Below are 20,397 nucleotides of genomic sequence, written 5' to 3'. Positions count from 1 at the left end.
ATTGCATTCATAATACATAGGTGAAGAAAGATTAACGGATGCATGCCAAGGAGATGCAGGAAGGATGAGGAACTTGATAAGAAGCGCGTGGGATGAATCTTGAAATGGATATCGATTGCTGCGATTTTGCTGCTGCTGCAGAGCGGCCAGGATACAGGTCAATTGACGATTACGAATGACGGGAATGTGATATCGACTGTCAATCGGGAAGAGCACGCTCTAGACGTGTTTCCGCTGATGGACATGGAGAAGTACGAGGCGTGGGTCGAACAAGTAGACCAGAAAATTTATCATGAGGCACAGAACGCGAGGATCGGCAGCAACGGACAAATTATCCCGGGACAGAACGGCTACAGGCTTCACCGTGGAAAATTGCTGGAGCAGTATCAGGCATATCGTTATGGCACTGGGCCTGCGACAATCGAAGCGCCCAGACTTCCGATTTACCCCAAGGTGGACAGCGAAGTTCTGGCCTCCATCCGCGTCAAGCCGATCGGGTATTATGTGACTTATTATAATTCCCGCAATAGGAACCGTACCCATAATATCAATCTCGCGTCCAAAGCGATTGACAGCTTCGTCGTCTTTCCAGGCGAAGTCTTCTCGTTCAACAAGGTTGTCGGGATCAGGACGCCGAGCCGGGGCTATTTGCCTGCACCGGTTATCGTTCGGGGAGAATTATCGGAAGGGGTGGGCGGAGGAATATGCCAGGTGTCCTCTACCTTGTTTAATGCGATCGATCGGGCCGGTCTAAAAATCGTACAGCGTTATTCTCACAGCCGCAACGTGCCTTATGTGCCTCCCGGGCGGGATGCAACGGTGAGCTGGGGAGGCCCGGACTTTGTGTTCGAGAACGCGTACAACGAGCCCATCCTGATCCGCGCCTTTTCCGGCGGAGGAAAGATGACCGTGTCGGTTTATTCTTCCGAGTTCATTGAATATAAGCCAAGGGAGGTTCCGAGCATGTCGAGGCGTTTACCGGAAGAAACCAAGGATGAACCCCATGATCACGATCCGGTAAGCCGGGATTAAGAGATGCCGGAACGATGGAGGACCTTCTTGGAACGTGGGGATGGAGAAACGGACTTGAACCAGTGGGCGCATAATGCGAACATCAGGACAAGCTCGACGGCTCCACCCCCATAATACATAAGCATGCCGCCCTGCTCTGCCGCTTCACGGGGCACCCCGACCGGCGGATAGGCATAGATGGCTTTCGACAGGATTGAGTGGCCAGCAGCTGCGAGTATTAAAGTAATCGCCCTGTTCCGGAAGCTATGGCGCCGTGAAGTCAGATCGATATAGAGGATGGAAATCGTGAACAGATACCCCGCTGCGAACAAATGGAAATGGATGATCGCGTACAACAGCCGGTATTGATGCGTCAGTTGAAAAAGATCTGTCATATAAAGAAGCCACATACCGCCGGTATTCCATATTGCTGCAACCCAAGGGTGGACGATCATATGCACCGCTTTGCTTCTGAACAAGCGTGATAACTTTCGTGCAGACGGAACCGGCAATGCGCGAAGCAGGAGCGTTACAGGTTTTGCATACGCAATCAATATGGGGGCCAGCATGCCGAGCAACAGATGAACCAGCATATGGTTTTGGAAAGATTGATGAGAGTTCCGGGCGAGTGGACCCGCGACCGAGAGCATGACACATAAAATGCCGGCGGTCCAGCTTAAATACCGATGCAGCGGCCATGAACGGTGATGGCGATTGGTAGTGAGAGCGGCAGCAACATATACACCGATACATAACAAGAGAAGGAGAAGCCCCGCCCAATCTCCTTCAAAGCTGAAACTATACGCATCTGAATGTGCTCCATGTTCATGATGATCGCTAAATGCTCCCGTATCGCTGTAAAGATAATGGACCATCATGATTCAGCTCCTTCCGTATACGTGCGGGCATGACGCGTGCGGAAAATTAGAATCAGACCGGCCACGATCATCAACGCAGCAATCACATTCCACACCCAGTCATAAGGGCGGATATCGACGTTATAGCGAATCTGATGCAGACGCATCAGCTTATGCTGGATGATGCCGTCGTAGAGCTGGAATACGCCGCCGCCAAGCAGAATACCTCCCAGCCATTTTATTAGCCAAAAGGCGTGCCGCCGATGAAGATCGGCCAGCATAAAGGAAGAGGCAATGGTCGCAAACCAGCTGAACGCATGGAATAAACCGTCCGATACGAGACCGATATCCTTGGTCGATTTGTCATAAAAATGATGCCAGTGCAGCAGCTGGTGAAATACAACCTCGTCGATAAAAGCGACCAGCCCCAGTCCAAACAGGATTCCTGTCCACAAATTGCGCGAAGCGTATTTTTCGCGTTCCTTCCGATGATCACTAGCAGATTCGTTTGGTTTCATTCTCGTTTTCCCTCATTCGCAATTGGTATGCTCGGTAGATTAAGAGATTAGGTGACCACATCTACTCCAAGTTTAACCCGATTGTGAATCGGCTAATCCACGAAAAACCGAATCAGGCATCACCCGTCGAGTTCTTGAAGGTTTCTAATCCTGGTTCGTTAGGGGTTCACTTTTAGACAAATTTTCCCTACATAATGTTTTTGTAGGGCAGTATGTGCCTTATTGGCGTCCTCTAGTTCAAAAATATGATCGATATGAACGGTTAACTTATACTGTGAGATATATCGATGAAGACGTGCAATAATCTCGGGATCGGGTTCCCCGTTGTATCCAGCAGCTCTGATTCCAGCGGGTATCCGTAATTCAGGGCGTATCCCGTGAGGGTATACGAGTCGTCCGCCTTTCCGGAGACAGTTGACGGCAGTATTAGCCGCATCTCCCCCCGCGGTAAACATAGCTGCATCGAATCCAGACGGCGCAAATTTCCTTGCCTTCGAAGAGATGTCCCTATCTTTGCCGTTTACAATAGCATCGCAGCCAAGTTTCTTGAGCACGGCAACTCCGTCTTCACCCGAAGCAACCGCGAATACACGGACTCCCATAGCCTTCGCCAACTGCACGGCGATATGTCCAACTCCGCCGCTGGCGCCGAAGATGAGAATAGACTCCCCGTCTCGAAGTTGCAATACATCCTCCAGCCCGCGCAATGCGGTAATTCCGACTCCGGAAATAACTGCCGCTTCCTGCATGGTTAATCCATCCGGAATTCGGGACACATATTTGGCATTGACGGCTGCATATTCCGCATAGAAGCCGCCATTAGGATTCAGAAAGGCAGGTGCATATACCTGATCTCCCAAGTCAACATTAGTCACCTTCTCCCCACGTGCAATCACGATTCCTGAACCTTCGGAACCGAGAATATAAGGGAATTCTGATTCCAGGTTCAGCATTTCTGCATATCCGCCTTGACGTTCGAAGGCATCCCACTCTCCAAGACCGGCATAAGCAACTCCAATCAATACATCTTCAGGACCGATCGTGGGCACATCAACCTCCTGATGGATCAGTTCATCTGGCCCGCCAAACCGATGAAGCACAGCAGCCCTCATTGTATTCAAATGTTTATTCATGACTACCCCTCCAATAAATGAGTTCTCCCTTGCAAAAACTAACTTATCATAATAACACGTCAATAATTGACATGTTATTATGCGAAAGAGGAATCGTTCTAACAGCCGGTTAATGAATTTACTTTTTTAGGAATTTAGATAGACTAAGGATAAAGTTAACATAATGTATATTATGTAAAATATATTTCGAGTCCGAGCAAGGTCGCTTTCATTCTTGCCGAAGCCAATTGCTCAACACCGAACCCATTTGCGCATCAGCCAGGCAGGTCAAGTCACGGTCTTTTGGTCTACTGACTCGGCGCTTTTCCTTTGCTATATTGATGATATCTTTAAAGGAAAGGGGAGCATCGTGATGAGAAACGTTTCCGGAGATCATGCAGCGCTGCTGTTTCGCTTCTTTATTCCGTATGCATTGATTCTGCTAGGGTCTTTATGGGCCTTGTGGTTCGCATATGGCAAAACCTCGGCCGTGGTAGAGAACGAATCGGTCAAAAGCACTTTGGCAGCACTGAACCAAATCCAGGAAGCGTTTGACGGACGTCTCGCCGAGATCGAGACGATTGCAAGGCAGTTGTCAAGCGAATCAAAAATTCAGTCGTTTCAATTTGTGAACGAGCCGTTTGGCGGAACCCGTCCATATCAGCTGTGGGATTTAGAGAAAAGCTTGTTCAATTACCGGCTGGTGAACCATTTTATCGTGGATTATTACGTTGCTTACAAGAACAGCGGCATGATCCTCTCTCCGCGAAAGGTATACGCTGACAAGCAATACTACAACCTGCAGCTGCATTATGAGGGGATGAAGTATGAGGATTGGAGACATCAATTGTTCGGCGAATACCATTATAAGACGTACTTGCCGGAGAGGAGCATCATGTATGAACGAAAAACGTATTCCGTGGTCACCTACATGCAGTCTTTTGGATTGAAGGGTGGTGGTGGAGTTATCGCCGTGATGCTTGACAACAAGCAGATTCAAAATATGCTGCGAAAGCTCACGCCAGGACAAGGCGGATTCGCGTATATTGCGGACCCGAACGGGAATATCATCAGCTCAATCGGGCTGGATCAAAGGCCGGAAATATTGAAAGCGCTTCCCTTGGATGAGGGGGATGCCCACATTCGGCTGACGGGTCAGGAAATGTTAGTCACCAGAGCCGTCTCCCCACTCAGTGGCTGGAGTTTTGTATCGGCGCAGCCTAAGCAGCTCGTGTTAGAGAAGGTTTACGAAATCAAACGGGTGACGATGGCCGTATTCTTGTCAGCGTTGCTGCTTGGGCTCGCGTTGGCCGTTTATTTCGCTGACCGGAGCAGCAGGCCGATTCTGCGTATATTGCGCCTCTTACCGAAACCTCCCTCAGATTCCAAGAGGTCTTCGTCCAAACATTCCGTTGAATTTATCGGCTACACGGTGTCGGCGCTAATCGAGAACCATGATTCTCTGAAGAAAAGGCTTGCTGAGCAGATTCCGCTTTTGCGCAGCGTGTTCATGGACAGGCTTTTGAAGGGAGGCTATCCATCGCACAGGGAAATCGATGCGGCAATGGAGCATTCCCAGCTTAATCTTCGCGGATCTCAATACGCGGTTGCAATGATACGAATCCGAGGTTATGAAGGTCCGTTTGTGAAAGACATGCTTAAGGAGCTTGACATTATAAAAATAAAGCTGCAGGACTGCCTACATGCGTTGTACGGAGAAACGATTTTGTCGCATGACCTTGGGGAGAACCGTTTGGCTTTGGTATTTGCCGGTTCGGCCGGGGATGCCGCCAGTTCCGGCTTTGAGCCATCCTTAAGATCATGGATTCAGGAAGTATATGAGCGACTGATCGAAATAGCGGACACGGGATTATGTATTGCGGTGGGAGGGAGTCGATCCCAAGTGACGGAGCTCTACCGATCGTTCGGAGAAGCACAATTTGTCCTCCACCATGCCGAGTGGAACCGTCATCGTCCCATTCAATTTTACGCTGATATGGAGCCCGCGACGTTCACCTATTACTATCCTGCCGATGAGGAGCTTCGATTGATTCAGCTAGTAAAGTCCGGCAATCTGAACGAGACCCGGCAGCTTCTGGAACAGATCAAGGAGAAGAACGGAAGGGAGGGTCCGCTGCCGCTTGCAGTGGAACGGCTTCTGGCCCATGAGCTATGCGGAACCCTGATGAAATGCTGTCCGCACCAGCGACCGGATCATGGCCGATCGGAAGCGATGGAGGCACTCCACCAAGCCCTGGACCCTCATTCATCGCCCTCACAGGCCATGAATGCCGTATGCCGTGCGATCATTCAATTATGCATGGATTATGAGGAGAGCAAGAAAAGTCGAAATGATCGATTAACCAAACTATTGCTTGATTATATCGAGGAGCACTTTCGGGAACTCGATTTGAGTTTATCGGTGCTGGCCCGTGAAGCACAAACCTCGGAAGCGTATGCATCTTATTTTTTCAAGGAACAAACGGGCTGGAACTTCTCGGATTATGTGGAACACCTCCGGATGAATGAAGCGAAGCAGCAATTGTCTCATACGGATCGGCCGGTTAGCGATATTGCAGCTGCTGTAGGATATCTCTCCTTAAATACGTTCAGCAGGGCGTTCAAGCGAGCGAATGGAATCAGCGCAACGGAGTATAGACGAATCTCCCGCGGAGGCTCAGCCGCTGATCTAAAGAAATGACGATTCCTTGAATCGTGCAAAAAGGCAATTCTAAAAGGATGCATAACGCCTGAAAGATGAAGATTTACTGACCACTCGCATCTGTATATACTCCAATCACGGACCGGGACGAAATCTGATATGGATGGGAGTGATTGGTGCTGACTGGTTGGAAAAGGCTGCTTCGAAGCTGGCAGCTCTACGCGCTGTTTTTGCCGCCGCTGTTGTACATCATCATTTTTAAGTATGTACCGATGTATGGGGCTCAAATTGCTTTTAAAGAGTTTAGCGTCACGAAGGGGATTAGCGGAAGTCCATGGGCAGGTTTCGATCAATTCGAGCGTTTCTTCCGTTCCCATGAATTTTGGCGGCTGCTGAGGAACACATTCTCCATTAGCTTGTATACCCTCATTGCCAGTTTTCCGTTTCCGATCTTGCTGGCGCTCGGCTTGAATTATGTGAAGAACCGCCGGTTCAAGAATACGGTTCAGATGGTTACATATGCTCCTTACTTCATCTCACTGGTCGTTCTTGTCGGCTTGATGCTGCAATTTTTGGATCCTAGGACCGGGCTGATCAATTCGATATTAGGCTGGTTCGGATTGGGGCCGTACCATTTCATGGCGGAAGCCTCATGGTTCCAGTCGATCTATGTCTGGTCGCATATTTGGCAGAACGTTGGCTTTTCTTGCATCATTTTTTTGGCTGCGCTTTCAAGCATCGATCCGGCGCTCCATGAAGCTGCCGTCATGGATGGGGCTACGAAGGTCCAGCGTATGCGGCATATCGATATACCGGGAATCATGCCCATTGCCGTCATTTTGCTTATTTTGAATACCGGGCAGCTGCTGGAAACCGGCTTTGAAAAAATACTGCTGATGCAGAACGCGCTGAATTTACGCTCCTCTGAAGTCATTGATACGTACGTGTACAAGGTCGGTCTGGTATCTCAGGCGATGAATTTCTCCTATGCCACCGCGATCGGTTTGTTCAAGGCGGTGATCGGTTTCGTCCTGCTGCTCCTCGTCAATCAATTGGCCAAGAAGCTGAAGCATGAGAGTTTATGGTGAAAGGAGACGAAGGCATGCGTAAATCGGCTATGAGGGAATCCGGTTCGGATCGTGTGTTTACGGTCGTTAACTATGTCCTGTTATCCGTATTTCTAATCATGGTGCTGTATCCGCTAATTTATGTGGTCAGCGCTTCGTTCAGCTCCAGCAGCGCGGTGATTTCCGGGAAGGTATGGCTGTGGCCGGTGGAGCCAACCCTCGAAGGCTACCGGGCCGTATTTAAAAATGCCATGGTTGCAAAGGGCTTTATGAATACCCTGCTGTATACGGTGGCAGGAACGGCCATCAATCTGGTTTTATCCGTTACGGCGGCATATCCCTTGTCCCGTAAGGATTTTCGAGGCCGGGGCGTATTCATGCTCCTCTTTGTATTCACCATGCTGTTTAATGGCGGGCTCATCCCAACGTATCTGCTGGTCAAAGATCTAGGGATGATGGATACCGTCTGGTCCATGCTGATCCCCGGGGCGCTATCCGTCTGGAATGTCATTATTATGCGAACGTATTTCCAGACTACGATCCCGAATGAGCTGCTGGAGGCGTCACAGCTGGACGGCTGCTCGGATATGAGGTTCCTGCGGAGTGTCGTTATGCCCTTATCGGGGCCGATTTTGGCCGTCATCGCATTGTTCTATGCCGTTGGTCATTGGAATCAATACTTCAATGCCATGATCTATTTAAAAAGCTCCGATTTATATCCGCTTCAGCTGGTGCTTCGCGATATTCTCGTTCAAAACGAGATCAACATCGAAATGCTTGGCGACGCCAAGACCGCTGCGGCCAGACAAGGACTTCGGGAGCTGCTTAAATATTCCCTGATCGTGGTTACGTCCGTTCCATTGTTAATTGTGTATCCGTTCGTTCAGAAATTCTTCGTTAAAGGGGTTATGATCGGTTCTTTAAAAGGGTAGTTTATCCCAACTATTGTGGAGGTATGTCATTTATGAGCAAACGAGCAAGGGTTATCATGAGCGCTTTCGCCGCATTATGCATCCTTCTTGCAGGATGTGCCGGCTCATCGAATCCCAAGGGAGCTGATCCGGATCAGGAGCGCGCAGCCGAGCAGATCGAATTGACTGAGCCCGGCACCTATCCATTGGTCAAAGAGAAAACAACGCTCAAGGTTATGGTGCGGGGAAATCCGCTTGTTGAAAATTTCGAAACGAATGAATTTACGAAATGGTACGAAGAGAAGACCAATGTGCATATTGAATGGGAAATCGTCCCCGAGCAAAGCATGCAGGAAAAGCTGAATTTGGTGCTCGCCAGCGAGGATTATCCGGACGTGATCCTGGGGCTTAACATCTCGCCCGCGCAGCAAATGATATACGGGTCCCAAGGGGCATTCCTGCCGCTCAATGATCTCATCGAGAAACAGGGAACCCAGACGAAAAAAATGTTCGAGGACAACCCGAACATCAAGTCGATCATTACTGCGCTGGACGGAAATATCTATGCCCTTCCGGAAGTGAATGAGTGCTATCATTGCTCGATGAGTCAGAAGCTCTGGATCTATGAGCCGTGGCTTAAAAAGTTGAATCTCGACATGCCGGAAACGACGGAGGAATTCTACGAAGTGTTGAAAGCGTTTAAAGAACAGGATCCGAACGGAAACGGCATGGCCGATGAGATTCCGTTATCGATATCACCGAAGTCATGGAGCTCCTCCATCGATGCGTTCCTGCTTAACGCATTCGTGTACAATCCGGTTTTTAGTTCCAATTATAAGCATATATTCGTAAAGGACGGCAAGCTCGACGTCGCCTACAACAAGCCGGAATGGAGGGAAGATCTCCGATTTATGAACAGGCTGTATGCCGAAGGGCTGCTCGCGCCGGAGTCGTTTACGCAAGATGACAACCAGTTGATTCAGATCGGCGAGAATCCCGATACGGTCATACTTGGAGCGTCGACGGGAGGTCATCAGGGCGTATTCACCCAGCTGCTTGGCGAAAGCGGACGATGGAAGGAATACAAGACCGTTCCTCCATTAAAAGGTCCTGGGGGTGTTCGCTATGCTGCTTTTGATTCAACCGGCTTGAATCCGGGAGCGTTTGTCATTACAAAAAAGGCAAAGCATCCCGAGCTGGCTTTACGCTGGGCCGACGGGTTGTACGAGCGGGAGCATACGCTGCGCAGCGTCTATGGACGGCCGGATCAGGAATGGCGTGAAGCAAAGGAAGGCGAAATCGGCATCAACGGGGAGCCTGCCGATTGGTCAGAGCTGAAGTCGTACGGGACCGTGCAAAACGTAGCGTGGATCCAGACCGGCCCGAGCCTCCGCACGAACGAGTTTCGCTTGAGCGCGGTAGCCAAGGGCGAGGATGATCTGGAGGTCATTCTTTACAATGAAACCAAAAATAATTACGAGCCGCATAAACCGACAGACGTGAGCACGGTACCTCCATTATTCTTAAGTAATGAACAGGCATCCGAGGCAGCGGACCTGTCAAAGACGATTAACGATTATGTGGACGAGATGATGGCGCGCTTCATTATCGGGGATGCAAGCCTCGATAAAGACTGGGATGTCTACGTGCAGCAGCTGGAGGCGATGAATGTGTCCCGGCTGTTGGAGATTTACCAACAGGCATTTGACGGAAGAACCAAATAGGAGGGTTAGCATGAGGGTTGGAGTCAGCACGTACAGTTTGCTCCCGGCCATCCGTTCAGGTGAGATGACGATACTGGATGTTATCGATTGGATCGCCGACAACGGCGGGGAGCATATGGAGATTGTTCCATACGGTTTTACGCTGGAGGACAATGAGGAGCTAACGGATGCGGTACGTAAGCGGGCTGAAGCGGCCGGGATCCAATTGTCGAACTATTCCATGCCGGCAAACTTTGTCCACGAGTCGAAAGAGGCGTTCGATGCGGAAGTGGAGCGGATCAAACGCCATGTAGATACGGTGCATCGGCTGGGCATAAAGCACATGCGGCATGACGTGACGGCTTTCACGCTGCCGCCGGAGAAGACGGGGATCGATTATGTCGAGGATAATTTAGAGCAAATCGTGAATGGATGCCGCCAGATCGCGGATTACGCTGCCCGATACGGGATTACGACGACGATCGAAAATCACGGCGTAAGCGTCCAAGCAAGCGACCGCGTTCAGCGCGTGCTCAAGGCAGTGGACCGAACGAACTTCAAAACGACCTTGGATATCGGCAACTTTCTGTGCGTTGATGAACAGCCGCTCGTCGGCGTGAAACGCAATTTGCCATACGCTTCGCTTATTCATGTTAAAGATTTTTATTACCGTCCATATGACCAGGATCCAGGAGGGGGCCGGTGGTTTCGGACGTCCCACGGCAACTATTTGCGAGGCGCGATCTTCGGTCAAGGGGACCTGGATGTCCGCCGCATTCTTCGGCTGATCAAGGAATCCGGGTATGACGGATTCATTACACTTGAATTTGAAGGGATGGAGGACTGCAGGGAGGGAACTCGTTTAGGTCTGGAAAATTTAAAAAGATTATGGGATGAAATCGAACCGCATGCTTGACGGCATCAGATACTTAATCTCATGAACTTCCAGCGCTTCAGCTAAATCATTATGACCAGTTCAACGGGCCAGTCGGGAGATATCCCCGGCTGGCCCATTTGCATGTACTCATGAATGAGCCTGCTCAATTCTAACATCGAGCGATTCCTCTATAGCTTTTTCAATCGCCGATCATGTGCAGTAATCTCATACCCCCTTCTTGGGAAGGGGATAAGATCCCTTATTCATTTACAAATGATTGAAAATGAGATACCATATATAACGTGGATATATATTATCCGAGTTAGTCGTGAATTACGAATGGAAGATAGACATACTGAATTCAGCCAAGCGAGGTGATGTTCATGCATATGAAGACCGGCGTGGAACAATCGGTGTATGCGCTTCTACTGCTTAATATGCTGCCTGACAAGGCTGTGCTCCCTGGTGAAGCGATCAGCCAGCAGCTCGGTGTATCGGCAACGTATTTTCAGAAGCTGCTAAGAAAGCTGGTGACTGCCGACATTGTATCGTCCGTTCCCGGCATTAAAGGCGGCTTCAAATTAAAGAAGAAAGCCGAAGATATTCGGGTGTACGATGTATACTTGGCGGTGGAAGGTCAGCAATCGTTATATTCCTCCCATGGCATCCTGGTGGATATGCTCGACTTGGAGAAAGAAGAAAGCTGTTGTTTGCTTTCCGATCTGATGGAAGAAGCCGAATCCTCGTGGAAGGCTGTCCTGAAGCGGGAGACGATTGCTTCTTTGGCGGAGGAGATGTGCAGCGAACGCTTTAAGGATAAAGTGTCCGCCTTGGAACAATGGATTCAGGACAAGATGGTTATATGATCGTGAAGAAGGGAAGGAATCCTATGAAATTAGGCGTACTGGACCAGGCACCTGTCACAAGCGGGAATACAGCGGCAGGAGCGCTGAAGAAAGCCGAGGAGCTTGCTATTCTTGCGGATGAGCTCGGTTATAGCCGGATGTGGATGGCGGAGCACCATGGCGGGCACGCCTTCGCCAGTTCTGCACCAGAGGTGACGGCTGCTCGCTTGGCTGCCAAAACGGATCGGATCCGCATCGGCACCGGCGGCGTGATGATGATGCATTATTCGCCACTAAAGCTGGCAGAAGTGTTCAAGACATTAAGCGCATTTTCCCCCGGGCGAATCGATTTCGGGGTGGGGCGCGCACCCGGTGGCGACACCAGTGCCATGTACGCTTTATCGGAAGGCCGCCAGCTGATGCTGCATAATATGTACGACAAGCTGGAGATCACCATGCAATTGATGAATGATGAGGTGCCGGAGAATGAACTGTATGCCAAAAATGCAGCCGCGCCTACAGAGGTTGCCCTGCCCGAGGTTTGGCTTCTGGGCTCCAGCGGCAACAGCGCACTAAAAGCTGCAGAGATGGGTGTCGGGTACTCCTTCGCTCAGTTTTTTAACGGAGCCATGAGTCGGGAGATTCTTGACCAGTACCGGAATCATTATCGGCCTTCTGTCTTCATGGAGAAGCCATTAATCAGTGTGTCCTATATGGTCACGACAGCGGAGACCAAAGAGGAGGCCGAATACGAAGCGCTTCCGCAGGATATTTTCCGGCTGATGATGAGCAAGGGGCGGATTGTCCCGTTAATGACGCCCGAGGAGGCGCACCAGATGCCGCTGACCGAAATTGATCGCATGGCCATTCAAGAAGGTCGGAAGATTCATTTGGTTGGCGCGGTGAAGGATATCGCAGCGCGTTTGCGGGAAGAGCAGGAACACTACGGATTCCATGAAGCGATGATCTGCAGCATCCCTCATTCTCAGGAGAAACGGCTGGAGGTGTACCGCTTGCTTGCTCGTGAGCTTCTGTCCTAGGGGAAAGCATGGTTGACGGAAGAAAGCTCAGATGCTCTGTTTCGTGCTGGAGCCGGTGGAACTTCATGACTTGCTGCTTTACAGGAATAAGCATAGGTGCATGTGGATCCACTCCATATCGTTACATTCGGACAGGCTGTTGCCTGTCTTTTTATGTGGCTTGGATAAACATCACGCCCCCAATGTATCGAAAAACGTGCTAGAATAGTAAAAATCTAGTATTCGTGAGTTCATGTTAAGAGGAGCCCGCTATGCCATTCACATTTGCACATCCCGTCATTACATTGCCTTGGTGGAAACGAAAGGATCTTCCGGTATCTGCACTGATCATCGGCTGCATGGCCCCCGATTTCGAATACTTCGTCCGCTTTCGCGCGGCAGGGGAATGGAGCCATGACGGCTGGGGAATTCTTTTCTTTAATTTGCCGGTCATCGCGATTCTCTTTATTATTTTTGAACAGGTCGTCAGACCCGTTGTTAATGCATACTTACCTAAGTGGTTTCCGTATCGATGGAGCAACGCGTCGCGCATGCCCGATTCTTTCAGAGGATGGAAGTTCGTGTTTCTGCTAGGAATCGCCGGCGTAGGGTCCCATCTATTATGGGATCAATTCACGCATCAAGGCGCCTGGGTCGTGAATCGCATCTCTTTGCTCACCAAAGTGATCCGTCTGGGTGCAATGGAAATACCGGCATATAAGCTGGCACAGCATGGAAGTACCCTGGCGGGGCTTTTGCTTACGCTGGGATGGGTCCATAATAACCTGTACAAAAGTCCAAAGGAAAGAAAACCGCTGCGGCCTATTTTGCCTTTTTGGTGCGTAGGGGCTGGTCTCTTTATCCTTCTGTTCGCCGTTTCATCGATCGCTTTTATAAAGGAGAGTGGAGGAGTTGCCGCTTTGCTTCGGCTTGTCGTACCGGCGATCAGCTGCCTCTTGCTGTCTCTGCTTATTGTTTGTCTGCTTTTCCGGCGAAACGTGTCTAGGCAACAGAACCGATAAAACAAGATCAAGCTTGCGGCCATCTTGATATTTTTGTCTCAGAAATAGATCGTTAATCATGTTAATTTTCCGCGCCACACATCCACCGGATTTGCTCAGTCTTTGCGGGGGAGCAGTTTCATGCCGGTGTGCTCCAAGTGTACATCGACCATGACGGATTCGAGGGACTGTTTATTGATGATTGTGCTCATGCCGGAGGCCTGCTTCAATCTCTTCCAGGCAGCCGGGTTCTGCTTGAACACAAGGTGCTCTAGACTGTAAACGTCGGATTGCGTATCCATTCCTTTGTAGAAGGTAGCAAGGATCTCTTCCTTTACTACGTTTGCCGCGCTTTTTTCCAGTTCGGTCTTGGATACATCTTCGCTGACTTCAACCACATTCCCGTGTAATTTAACGTGAATATGGAATTTTGGTTCACCTTGAACAAAGCTAAGCTTGGTCCGGATTTTTGGGGTAGAGAGTGCGACTACCGATTGGATACCACCGTCGGTAACGAGAAGCGGGGAACGCTTGGTCTCTTTCTGCATCCATCGCAGCCCGTCGAGATCTTTGACGGCAAGAAAGCCGTTTATTTTCTCATCGTACAGGCAATAACCACCGTTGATTGACATTTTCGGATCTCTTTTGTCACCAGTGGACCATGTTTCGGTATCGATTGATAAGCTTGGAAGCATCCCGGTGTAGCCTGGCTCGGTTAAGTCCGCCAAAAAATCGAAATAGCGGATCGGCGCAATAACCGACCTTTGGTTAAACTGATCGATGGGTTCATGCAGGATCGTAAATAACGGGGACATGTTGAAGAAAGCCTGGGCGTTGAAGAGTTCCTCAATGGAGTGGCTAGTGCCGAACACCCAAGGAGTCATTCGGACCTCCTGGTAACGCCCGATCGAATCGAGTTTCGGCAGGACGGCGGATTGCATCACCTTATCGATGATAACGATACTTGAAATATGGCTCCAGACGGTTCGTCTTTGCGAAGAATTATACACTTGATCAACAGCCCAATTGATCGTCTTGCCCTTGGTTTTAGAGACCCAGACTTGCGCCGGTTTGTCTGATTTGCCGGTTTCGGTTTTAGCGACTTTTGTAAAGTCTAGCATTTGAGTATATACGACATACTGACCATCTTCATAATCGATCCCGATCGCTGTCACGTAATTCATGTCCTGAACTTCTTTTATGTCCCAGCAACCTGTTAAGGGGAGGATTAGAAAGCAGACAGCGATGAGCTTGAACACATAGCGGTAAGCATGCATTTCATTCCCGTTCCTTTGCTTGCAGTGTCGAATCGGTCGTTCGCAGCATTTCCGGCCGTCGTTTGTTAAAGCTCCATGGTAATTTGATCAGCGCATTTGTGACATCCTTCAGCTTCAGTGGCGAGATCGGAGCCAGGTAAGGCAGCCCAAAGGACTCCAGCTTGGATAGATACACGATAACGCTCATCAGGCCGATGAAAAATCCGAGCATGCCGAGAACGGACGACCATATCAAGATATATAAACGGATGAGGCTGACCGTACCGCTTAAAGTCTGGTTGACCAAAGTGAAGGTGGCCACCGCCGTCGTAGCGGATACTACCAGCATCGTCGGGGACGTTAATCCTGCCCTGATCGCCGCGTCCCCGATGATGAGTCCGCCGAGCACCGCGATGGTCTGCCCAACGGCCTTCGGCAGACGGATGCCGGCCTCCCGGAACAGCTCGAACATGCCAAGCATCAATAAGATTTCCATTGGCCCGGATAATGGCAGCCCGAAACGGGATACCGTAACCGTTGCCAGCAGCGGGAAGGGAAGCTGGTCTAAATTGTAACTGCTCAGAGCGACCCAAAATCCCGGAAGCAAAATCGCAATCAAAAGACCCGCCAGGCGAAGAAGACGTTCAAAGATGACAAAATGATAGGGGAAATACGAGTCCTCCGGCGACTTAAGGAGCTCGAACAGATTACATGGCCCGATAATCGCCATCGGAGATCCGTCCGCTAAAATAACGAAACGGCCACGAAGTAAACTTTGAACGACAAAATCCGGTCTGCCAATGTAATCAAGAAGAGGGAAAAGTGCCAAGGAGGAATCACCAAGAGCTTCTTCCAGCTCCCCTGTGCTGACGAGGGCATCCACATGGAGATTTTGCAGTCGTTTTCTGGCTTCTTGGACAAGAGACGGCTGGGTAATGTCCTCGATGTAAAGCATCGATACAAGGGTTTGCGTCCGGTTACCGATCACAAACTTCTCATTTTGCAAGGTGGTGGTCGGCAATCTTTTGCGTACCAAGGCGATATTGGTATTGAGATCCTCCGTAAAGCCGTCCTTGGCGCCTTTAATAGCCACTTCCGTGTTGGATTCCTCTGGCTGCCTCTTCGGAATCTGGGCAATATCAATCGAATACATGCATCTCTGATTCGTGAAAAACAGGATCAATCGGCCGGTAAACAGCAGCTTCCCCATTTCTTCCTTCGCCTTAATTTTCGTCCACTCCATAGAATTTTCCAGTTTTTCTATCATTGTTTCCCAAGATTCGGCGTCTACCAATTTCCGTTCCAGGTCCGGAATGACGAATTGTGTCATTAATGAGGCATCAATCATCCCTTCACTGAATAATAGGAGCACCGGAAACATTTCTTCCCGCTTGTGCGGAAAGGAGCGGATCACGACATCCGCCGAGTTTCCAAACATGGATCGAAGCTCCTGTTCATTTGGCATATCGTCAGTCAGCGGTTGTTTTGGTTGATTCACAGCCGTTGTATGGGAAGAGGGTTTAAGTTTGCGACGGTACATTTTGTTACGAGGCTTTTTTTGATTCATTGGAATTTTCCACCTTCGTTTTCGGCTTGAATGACACGGCGAGCGCAACAGCCAACGTAAAAATCGTGAGAAAGGCAAGGAAGGCTGCCGAGTATCTTCCAAACACGAATTGTTCAATTTGTTTATCGATTATCGGAAGGAGTGTCAAAACGGAAAGCACAATCCCGGATGCGAACAGGAACCAGCGGCGGTGCATTCCTTTTTTGAAGCCTATTCCCTCGGCAATGATAAAAAAGAAGAGCGAGATGCGGATTAACGTACCGGATATCCACTGGTATAGAGCAAGGAAGTCAACATGTGTAATGTATTTCGTAATGGTGACGAGCATCCATTGCTCATATGCAGGATATCTGGATTGCATAGCCGGGATGGGGCCGAAGGCGGCAATAGCCCCCATTAAGGGGCCTAAGGTCAGACCCCCTAACAGTAAAGCCAGAATGACGACACTAAGATAATTCATCCTGCGCTTCATATGATGGGTTAAGTAGATTAATACGAACAGTTCCATAAAGCCGCCGGCAGCCACGATCATGCCGCGCAGCATCGGTTCAACCCCATCGACAAATAAGGGGGTCAGCAAAGAGTAGTCCTTGTATTGTAAATTGGAGATTGCAACGAAATGGCCAAGAAGCCAGACCACCGGGAGCAGAATGCCGGATATGATGGCTATGGAGCGAATGCCATTATTGGCGACGACAGCGCAGAGGAGGACGATAATCAAGGATACGACAATTTTGGGCGTTTGAGGCAAATACGTTACCTGAACCCAAGTCGTGGTTTCCCTTAATATCACCATGGACATCCACATGAAATAGAGCGCTGTAATGGCAGCGAACACGCCTCCCCCGATTTTGCCGAACCGCTCCCTAAACCAGTCGAATATCGACTGCTGGCCGGTCCGTTTCATAATGTAGTAGACGATATAAACCCATCCGACATGCAGAATCGCGGTTAACAAGGTACCAAACCATGCATCTCGATTGGAGAGTTGCAGGATCAGAGGGATCAGGATGACATGATTGGTGATCCCTAGTGAGAGGAGCATGATGAAATATACGTTGATTAAGGAAATTTTTTTATTCATAGGCATCAAAAAGTCTCCATCTGTAAGGAATGCATGCTAATCCATTACAGTGAGTATTCACCAATCAGGCCGGATTTTATGTAATATTAGCCTGACTCACCGTCATACAAGTGAGAGAACACCCCAAAAAGTGAAGCGAAGCTTTGAAGCGGATGCCGAATACTTTTCGGGGTCCCCGATACCACATTGGGGAAATGCTACGAAGGCATGCACTGGGCTAACACTGGTTTTCGGCCGCAGATGGAGCACAGGCGGTAGGGGAGAGGCTGTGTCGAATGCATGAAGTTTTTGCGATTACCCAAGAAATAATCATAATCTTGATCATCGTGGCAACCCTATAATGGCATTACAATCGAGCGTATACCGTGTGGCCTTGTCCGGATCCAAACGATGGACAATCATGTCCTCTAGCCTTTCAAGGAAAGGGGAGAGAAGCAACCTTGCTTAAAGGAGACGGTTTATGGAGCAAGGACGAATGATGGGAAGGAGAACCATGTTTCTCTCTTAAAACTAGCAAGAGGTTAAATTGGAGAGCTAATTTAATTAATGCTATTAATTGATATGGTCTCATATTAGTTAATGTCATTAACTAATGATAATTAATGTGATTAATTAAAAAAAATTCATGATATGAATTGAAGTTGTAGTTAATTGCATTAATAATTTGAATCCAAGATGTAGGTCCGCATTGTCTGAGCGAGGTAAGTTCTTGATATGAAAAAAAGAAGCAGCGGTTATCTTTCTTGCTTTGAGGCCGCTGCTTCTTCTGGTTTGCAGATTTTTTGAGGCTTATTTACTCTTCTTCAAGCCGTAGCTTTCGCGAATCAGGGAGAAATAGTGGTCTGCACGGACGACTTCGAATTCTTCCCCTAAAGCTTCCGTTAACTTGACGGCATCGGACGGTGTCATGCTCCAGGCGAGCAGACCGAGGGAGACGAACAGCGGCGATTTTCCGTCCCAATTCGCTTTAGCCTCCTGAAGGACCTGCAGGCCGTCTTGCGCCGTACTGATGCCGCGAATCGTCGAAACCGGAAGACTATCATTCACGATTTCAACACCATACTTATCTTCATAGCTGATAAAGAGACCCGGAACCTCGTATTCTTCCTCATAGGCAGAAGCTTTGAACGGCGTGAGCGGCACATTTTGGCTATCCACCCGGTTCAGCACATAAGGGATCGTCATCCCGGTCTTCTTAAGGTAATGCTGAGTCTGCTTCAGGAACTCGCCGAAGCTGGCGTCCGGCCATGCATTCGGGTAGAAGTATCCTGCTCCGGAAGGTCCGGCAATCAACAGGTCGTTCTCCGTTGCGGTGTTCAGATAGTAGTTCAGAATAGCAGGCGCGCCTTCGTGGAGAAGGGGACTGGAGGTCCAGTTGAGCGGCACCTTACCCCGTGCCGGATCATCCCACATCACCCGCATCCGATGCTGGTTGTACTGGAAGTTATCGCCTTCCGTAAAGGTATAGGTCACATAGATTTTGTTCTCGAGGGCCGGACGAGGCGACTTCTTGGCAGGCGCGTATTTTGGCTTCGTGCCTGAGAAGACGGTCAGGTTGCTAAACCAATCTGCCGCAAGCACATAGACGCCGTAGCGGGATGCGATTTCCACGGAGCTGAACTCACCTTCCACGTCATTGCTGAACCAGCCCAGGTAAGGCGTGCCCGGCTCAACGTCCGACATGATCTTCTCGAACAGGGCAAGCTGTTCAGGTACATTGGAGTCAAGCCAGAACACCATCGCTCGATTCGCGACGGCATAGTCCCTCAAGTAGGCATAGGGCTCCCGCTGCTCTGCCGACAGCGGCTTGATGTTGCCCGCAGAGACCTTATATTGGTTCCACATGTCCACCTCTGCGGTTAGCTGCTTCGTACCGGCAGGCGGCGTAAATTCATACACGAAATAGTTCCCGTTATCAGCAAAGCGGTGTCCGCCTTGACCTTCCAAAAACTTCGAATTTTGCCGATCATAGAGGTAGGCCTCTTCTTCGGGACTGCCTGCAATGAAGCTCGCGATCGTCTGTCCGTCTGCCTTGACCGTTACTTCGTGAATGGCCGGTCCCCAGCCGTCCTGCGGAAAAGCGTCGTCGAAGCGAAGATAAACCGCTGATTTACCGAGCAAAGGCGTAAGGTCCAGGCTGTATACATCCCGGTTGCTTGCGTCACGGATCTGCTCTTTCTCCTCCGCAATCGTAACGAAGGATTCAGGAAGGCCAGGCGGAATGCGAATCGCAGTATCCGGTGCGAGTCCGACTAACATCTGATGCGTCGTTTGATCCCACAGCTGCTCATACTGCCAGTTATAGGCTTCCATCCGGCTGTTGAATTTCCCCCGCAGATCCTCCAGAACATTCAAATGGTAAGGTGCGGCGGACAATTTCTCGGCCAGTTCCGGACTTGCAACGACCGCATCCTTGAGACCAGCCAGCGTCGTTGCCACATTGATGGTATCCGGGACGTCCGGATCATAAATGATCATGCCGGCTGCCTCGCTGCGATAAAGATCGAATACTTTCCAGTAATCCTCATGGAGCGTATAAGGCACTGCCAGATCCTCCAGCCAGGTCGTCTTCCCCTCCTCATCGGACTCGATCAAATAAATGCGGGGAAGCTCACGGTTAACGATCCCTTGTAGAGTTCCAAGCAGTAGCTTCACATCGCCGGGGGCGTCGTAAATATCGGCCGCGTCCAGATGCTTTGGCTTCTTGAAGCTTGGAAGCTCGCGATGTTTCGTGATTTCCGGTTTGGCTGCCGGCACTTTGGATTCCGATGCGAAAGCGAACCCGGTAGATAAAGTGAATGAGCAGATGATCGCTAAACAAATAATCGAGAATTTACGGGCCATAGGTTACACTCCTTGTCATTCATGTAAGGGGATCGGAGTGAGTGTGTCGTATCGTCATCATAT

General features: G+C 49.8%; 16 protein-coding genes. 9 read left to right on the top strand and 7 right to left on the bottom strand.

Annotated elements, in window-relative coordinates:
* Positions 1 to 99: 99 nt before the first annotated feature.
* Positions 100 to 1,032 carry a VanW family protein gene (locus tag NST44_RS21460; RefSeq protein WP_007131377.1) on the top strand — a complete coding sequence of 311 codons (933 nt, stop codon included), beginning with the start codon at positions 100 to 102 and terminating at the stop codon, positions 1,030 to 1,032.
* On the opposite strand, the gene NST44_RS21455 is transcribed toward NST44_RS21460, so the two are convergent.
* The 3 genes from NST44_RS21455 to NST44_RS21445 form a co-directional block, all read right to left on the bottom strand.
* Positions 1,029 to 1,889 carry a cytochrome c oxidase assembly protein gene (locus NST44_RS21455; protein ID WP_084046540.1) on the bottom strand — a complete coding sequence of 287 codons (861 nt, stop codon included), beginning with the start codon at positions 1,887 to 1,889 and terminating at the stop codon, positions 1,029 to 1,031. The genes NST44_RS21460 and NST44_RS21455 overlap by 4 nt on opposite strands.
* Entirely contained in the window at positions 1,886 to 2,386 is a 501-nt protein-coding gene (locus NST44_RS21450; protein WP_028404283.1) for a DUF2243 domain-containing protein, read from the bottom strand. The genes NST44_RS21455 and NST44_RS21450 overlap by 4 nt, the downstream gene beginning before the upstream one ends.
* Positions 2,387 to 2,544: 158 nt before the next feature.
* The gene (locus NST44_RS21445; RefSeq protein ID WP_028404284.1) at positions 2,545 to 3,519 is read right to left on the bottom strand and encodes a zinc-binding dehydrogenase; all 975 of its coding nucleotides are present in this window, start codon (positions 3,517 to 3,519) and stop codon (positions 2,545 to 2,547) included.
* A 352-nt stretch (positions 3,520 to 3,871) separates the two neighbouring features.
* Here NST44_RS21445 and NST44_RS21440 point away from each other — a divergent pair, with 352 nt between their 5' ends.
* The 8 genes from NST44_RS21440 (at position 3,872) to NST44_RS21405 (ending at position 13,604) form a co-directional block, all read left to right on the top strand.
* Entirely contained in the window at positions 3,872 to 6,199 is a 2,328-nt protein-coding gene (locus NST44_RS21440; protein WP_034272506.1) for a helix-turn-helix domain-containing protein, read from the top strand.
* Between the two features lie 137 nt (positions 6,200 to 6,336).
* Positions 6,337 to 7,248: an ABC transporter permease gene (locus NST44_RS21435; RefSeq protein WP_232239241.1), complete on the top strand. Its 912-nt coding sequence runs from the start codon at positions 6,337 to 6,339 to the stop codon at positions 7,246 to 7,248.
* Between the two features lie 14 nt (positions 7,249 to 7,262).
* Positions 7,263 to 8,159, top strand: a complete 897-nt coding sequence (locus NST44_RS21430; protein ID WP_340900557.1) for a carbohydrate ABC transporter permease — start codon at positions 7,263 to 7,265, stop codon at positions 8,157 to 8,159.
* A 32-nt stretch (positions 8,160 to 8,191) separates the two neighbouring features.
* On the top strand, positions 8,192 to 9,862 hold the full coding sequence (locus NST44_RS21425; RefSeq protein ID WP_340900555.1) for an ABC transporter substrate-binding protein: 1,671 nt from the start codon (positions 8,192 to 8,194) through the stop codon (positions 9,860 to 9,862).
* 10 nt (positions 9,863 to 9,872) lie between these two features.
* A complete protein-coding gene (locus tag NST44_RS21420; protein WP_028404289.1) occupies positions 9,873 to 10,757 on the top strand; it encodes a TIM barrel protein in 885 nt (294 codons plus the stop codon).
* Between the two features lie 344 nt (positions 10,758 to 11,101).
* On the top strand, positions 11,102 to 11,584 hold the full coding sequence (locus tag NST44_RS21415) for an RrF2 family transcriptional regulator (RefSeq protein WP_007131386.1): 483 nt from the start codon (positions 11,102 to 11,104) through the stop codon (positions 11,582 to 11,584).
* 23 nt (positions 11,585 to 11,607) lie between these two features.
* Positions 11,608 to 12,603 carry an MsnO8 family LLM class oxidoreductase gene (locus tag NST44_RS21410; RefSeq protein ID WP_007131387.1) on the top strand — a complete coding sequence of 332 codons (996 nt, stop codon included), beginning with the start codon at positions 11,608 to 11,610 and terminating at the stop codon, positions 12,601 to 12,603.
* Between the two features lie 251 nt (positions 12,604 to 12,854).
* On the top strand, positions 12,855 to 13,604 hold the full coding sequence (locus NST44_RS21405; protein WP_007131388.1) for a DUF4184 family protein: 750 nt from the start codon (positions 12,855 to 12,857) through the stop codon (positions 13,602 to 13,604).
* A 95-nt stretch (positions 13,605 to 13,699) separates the two neighbouring features.
* Here the strand turns inward: NST44_RS21405 and NST44_RS21400 are convergent, their stop codons facing one another.
* The 4 genes from NST44_RS21400 to NST44_RS21385 all read right to left on the bottom strand — a co-directional run bounded on the left by NST44_RS21400 (position 13,700) and on the right by NST44_RS21385 (position 20,334).
* Positions 13,700 to 14,860 (bottom strand): Ger(x)C family spore germination protein, encoded by a 1,161-nt coding sequence (locus NST44_RS21400; protein WP_007131389.1) that lies wholly within the window; start codon positions 14,858 to 14,860, stop codon positions 13,700 to 13,702.
* A 1-nt stretch (position 14,861) separates the two neighbouring features.
* The gene (locus tag NST44_RS21395) at positions 14,862 to 16,277 is read right to left on the bottom strand and encodes a spore germination protein (protein ID WP_028404290.1); all 1,416 of its coding nucleotides are present in this window, start codon (positions 16,275 to 16,277) and stop codon (positions 14,862 to 14,864) included.
* A gap of 106 nt (positions 16,278 to 16,383) precedes the next feature.
* On the bottom strand, positions 16,384 to 17,496 hold the full coding sequence (locus NST44_RS21390) for a GerAB/ArcD/ProY family transporter (protein ID WP_007131391.1): 1,113 nt from the start codon (positions 17,494 to 17,496) through the stop codon (positions 16,384 to 16,386).
* A 783-nt stretch (positions 17,497 to 18,279) separates the two neighbouring features.
* Positions 18,280 to 20,334 carry a GxGYxYP domain-containing protein gene (locus tag NST44_RS21385; RefSeq protein WP_007131392.1) on the bottom strand — a complete coding sequence of 685 codons (2,055 nt, stop codon included), beginning with the start codon at positions 20,332 to 20,334 and terminating at the stop codon, positions 18,280 to 18,282.
* Between the last annotated feature and the right edge of the window lie 63 nt (positions 20,335 to 20,397).

It is taken from the genome of Paenibacillus sp. FSL W8-0919, assembly GCF_038003785.1.
In the GTDB taxonomy this organism is placed as follows: Bacteria; Bacillota; Bacilli; order Paenibacillales; family Paenibacillaceae; genus Paenibacillus_AQ; species Paenibacillus_AQ lactis.
The sequence above is the reverse complement of the archived record's forward strand: the minus strand, read 5'-3'. Positions and strand labels throughout refer to the sequence as shown.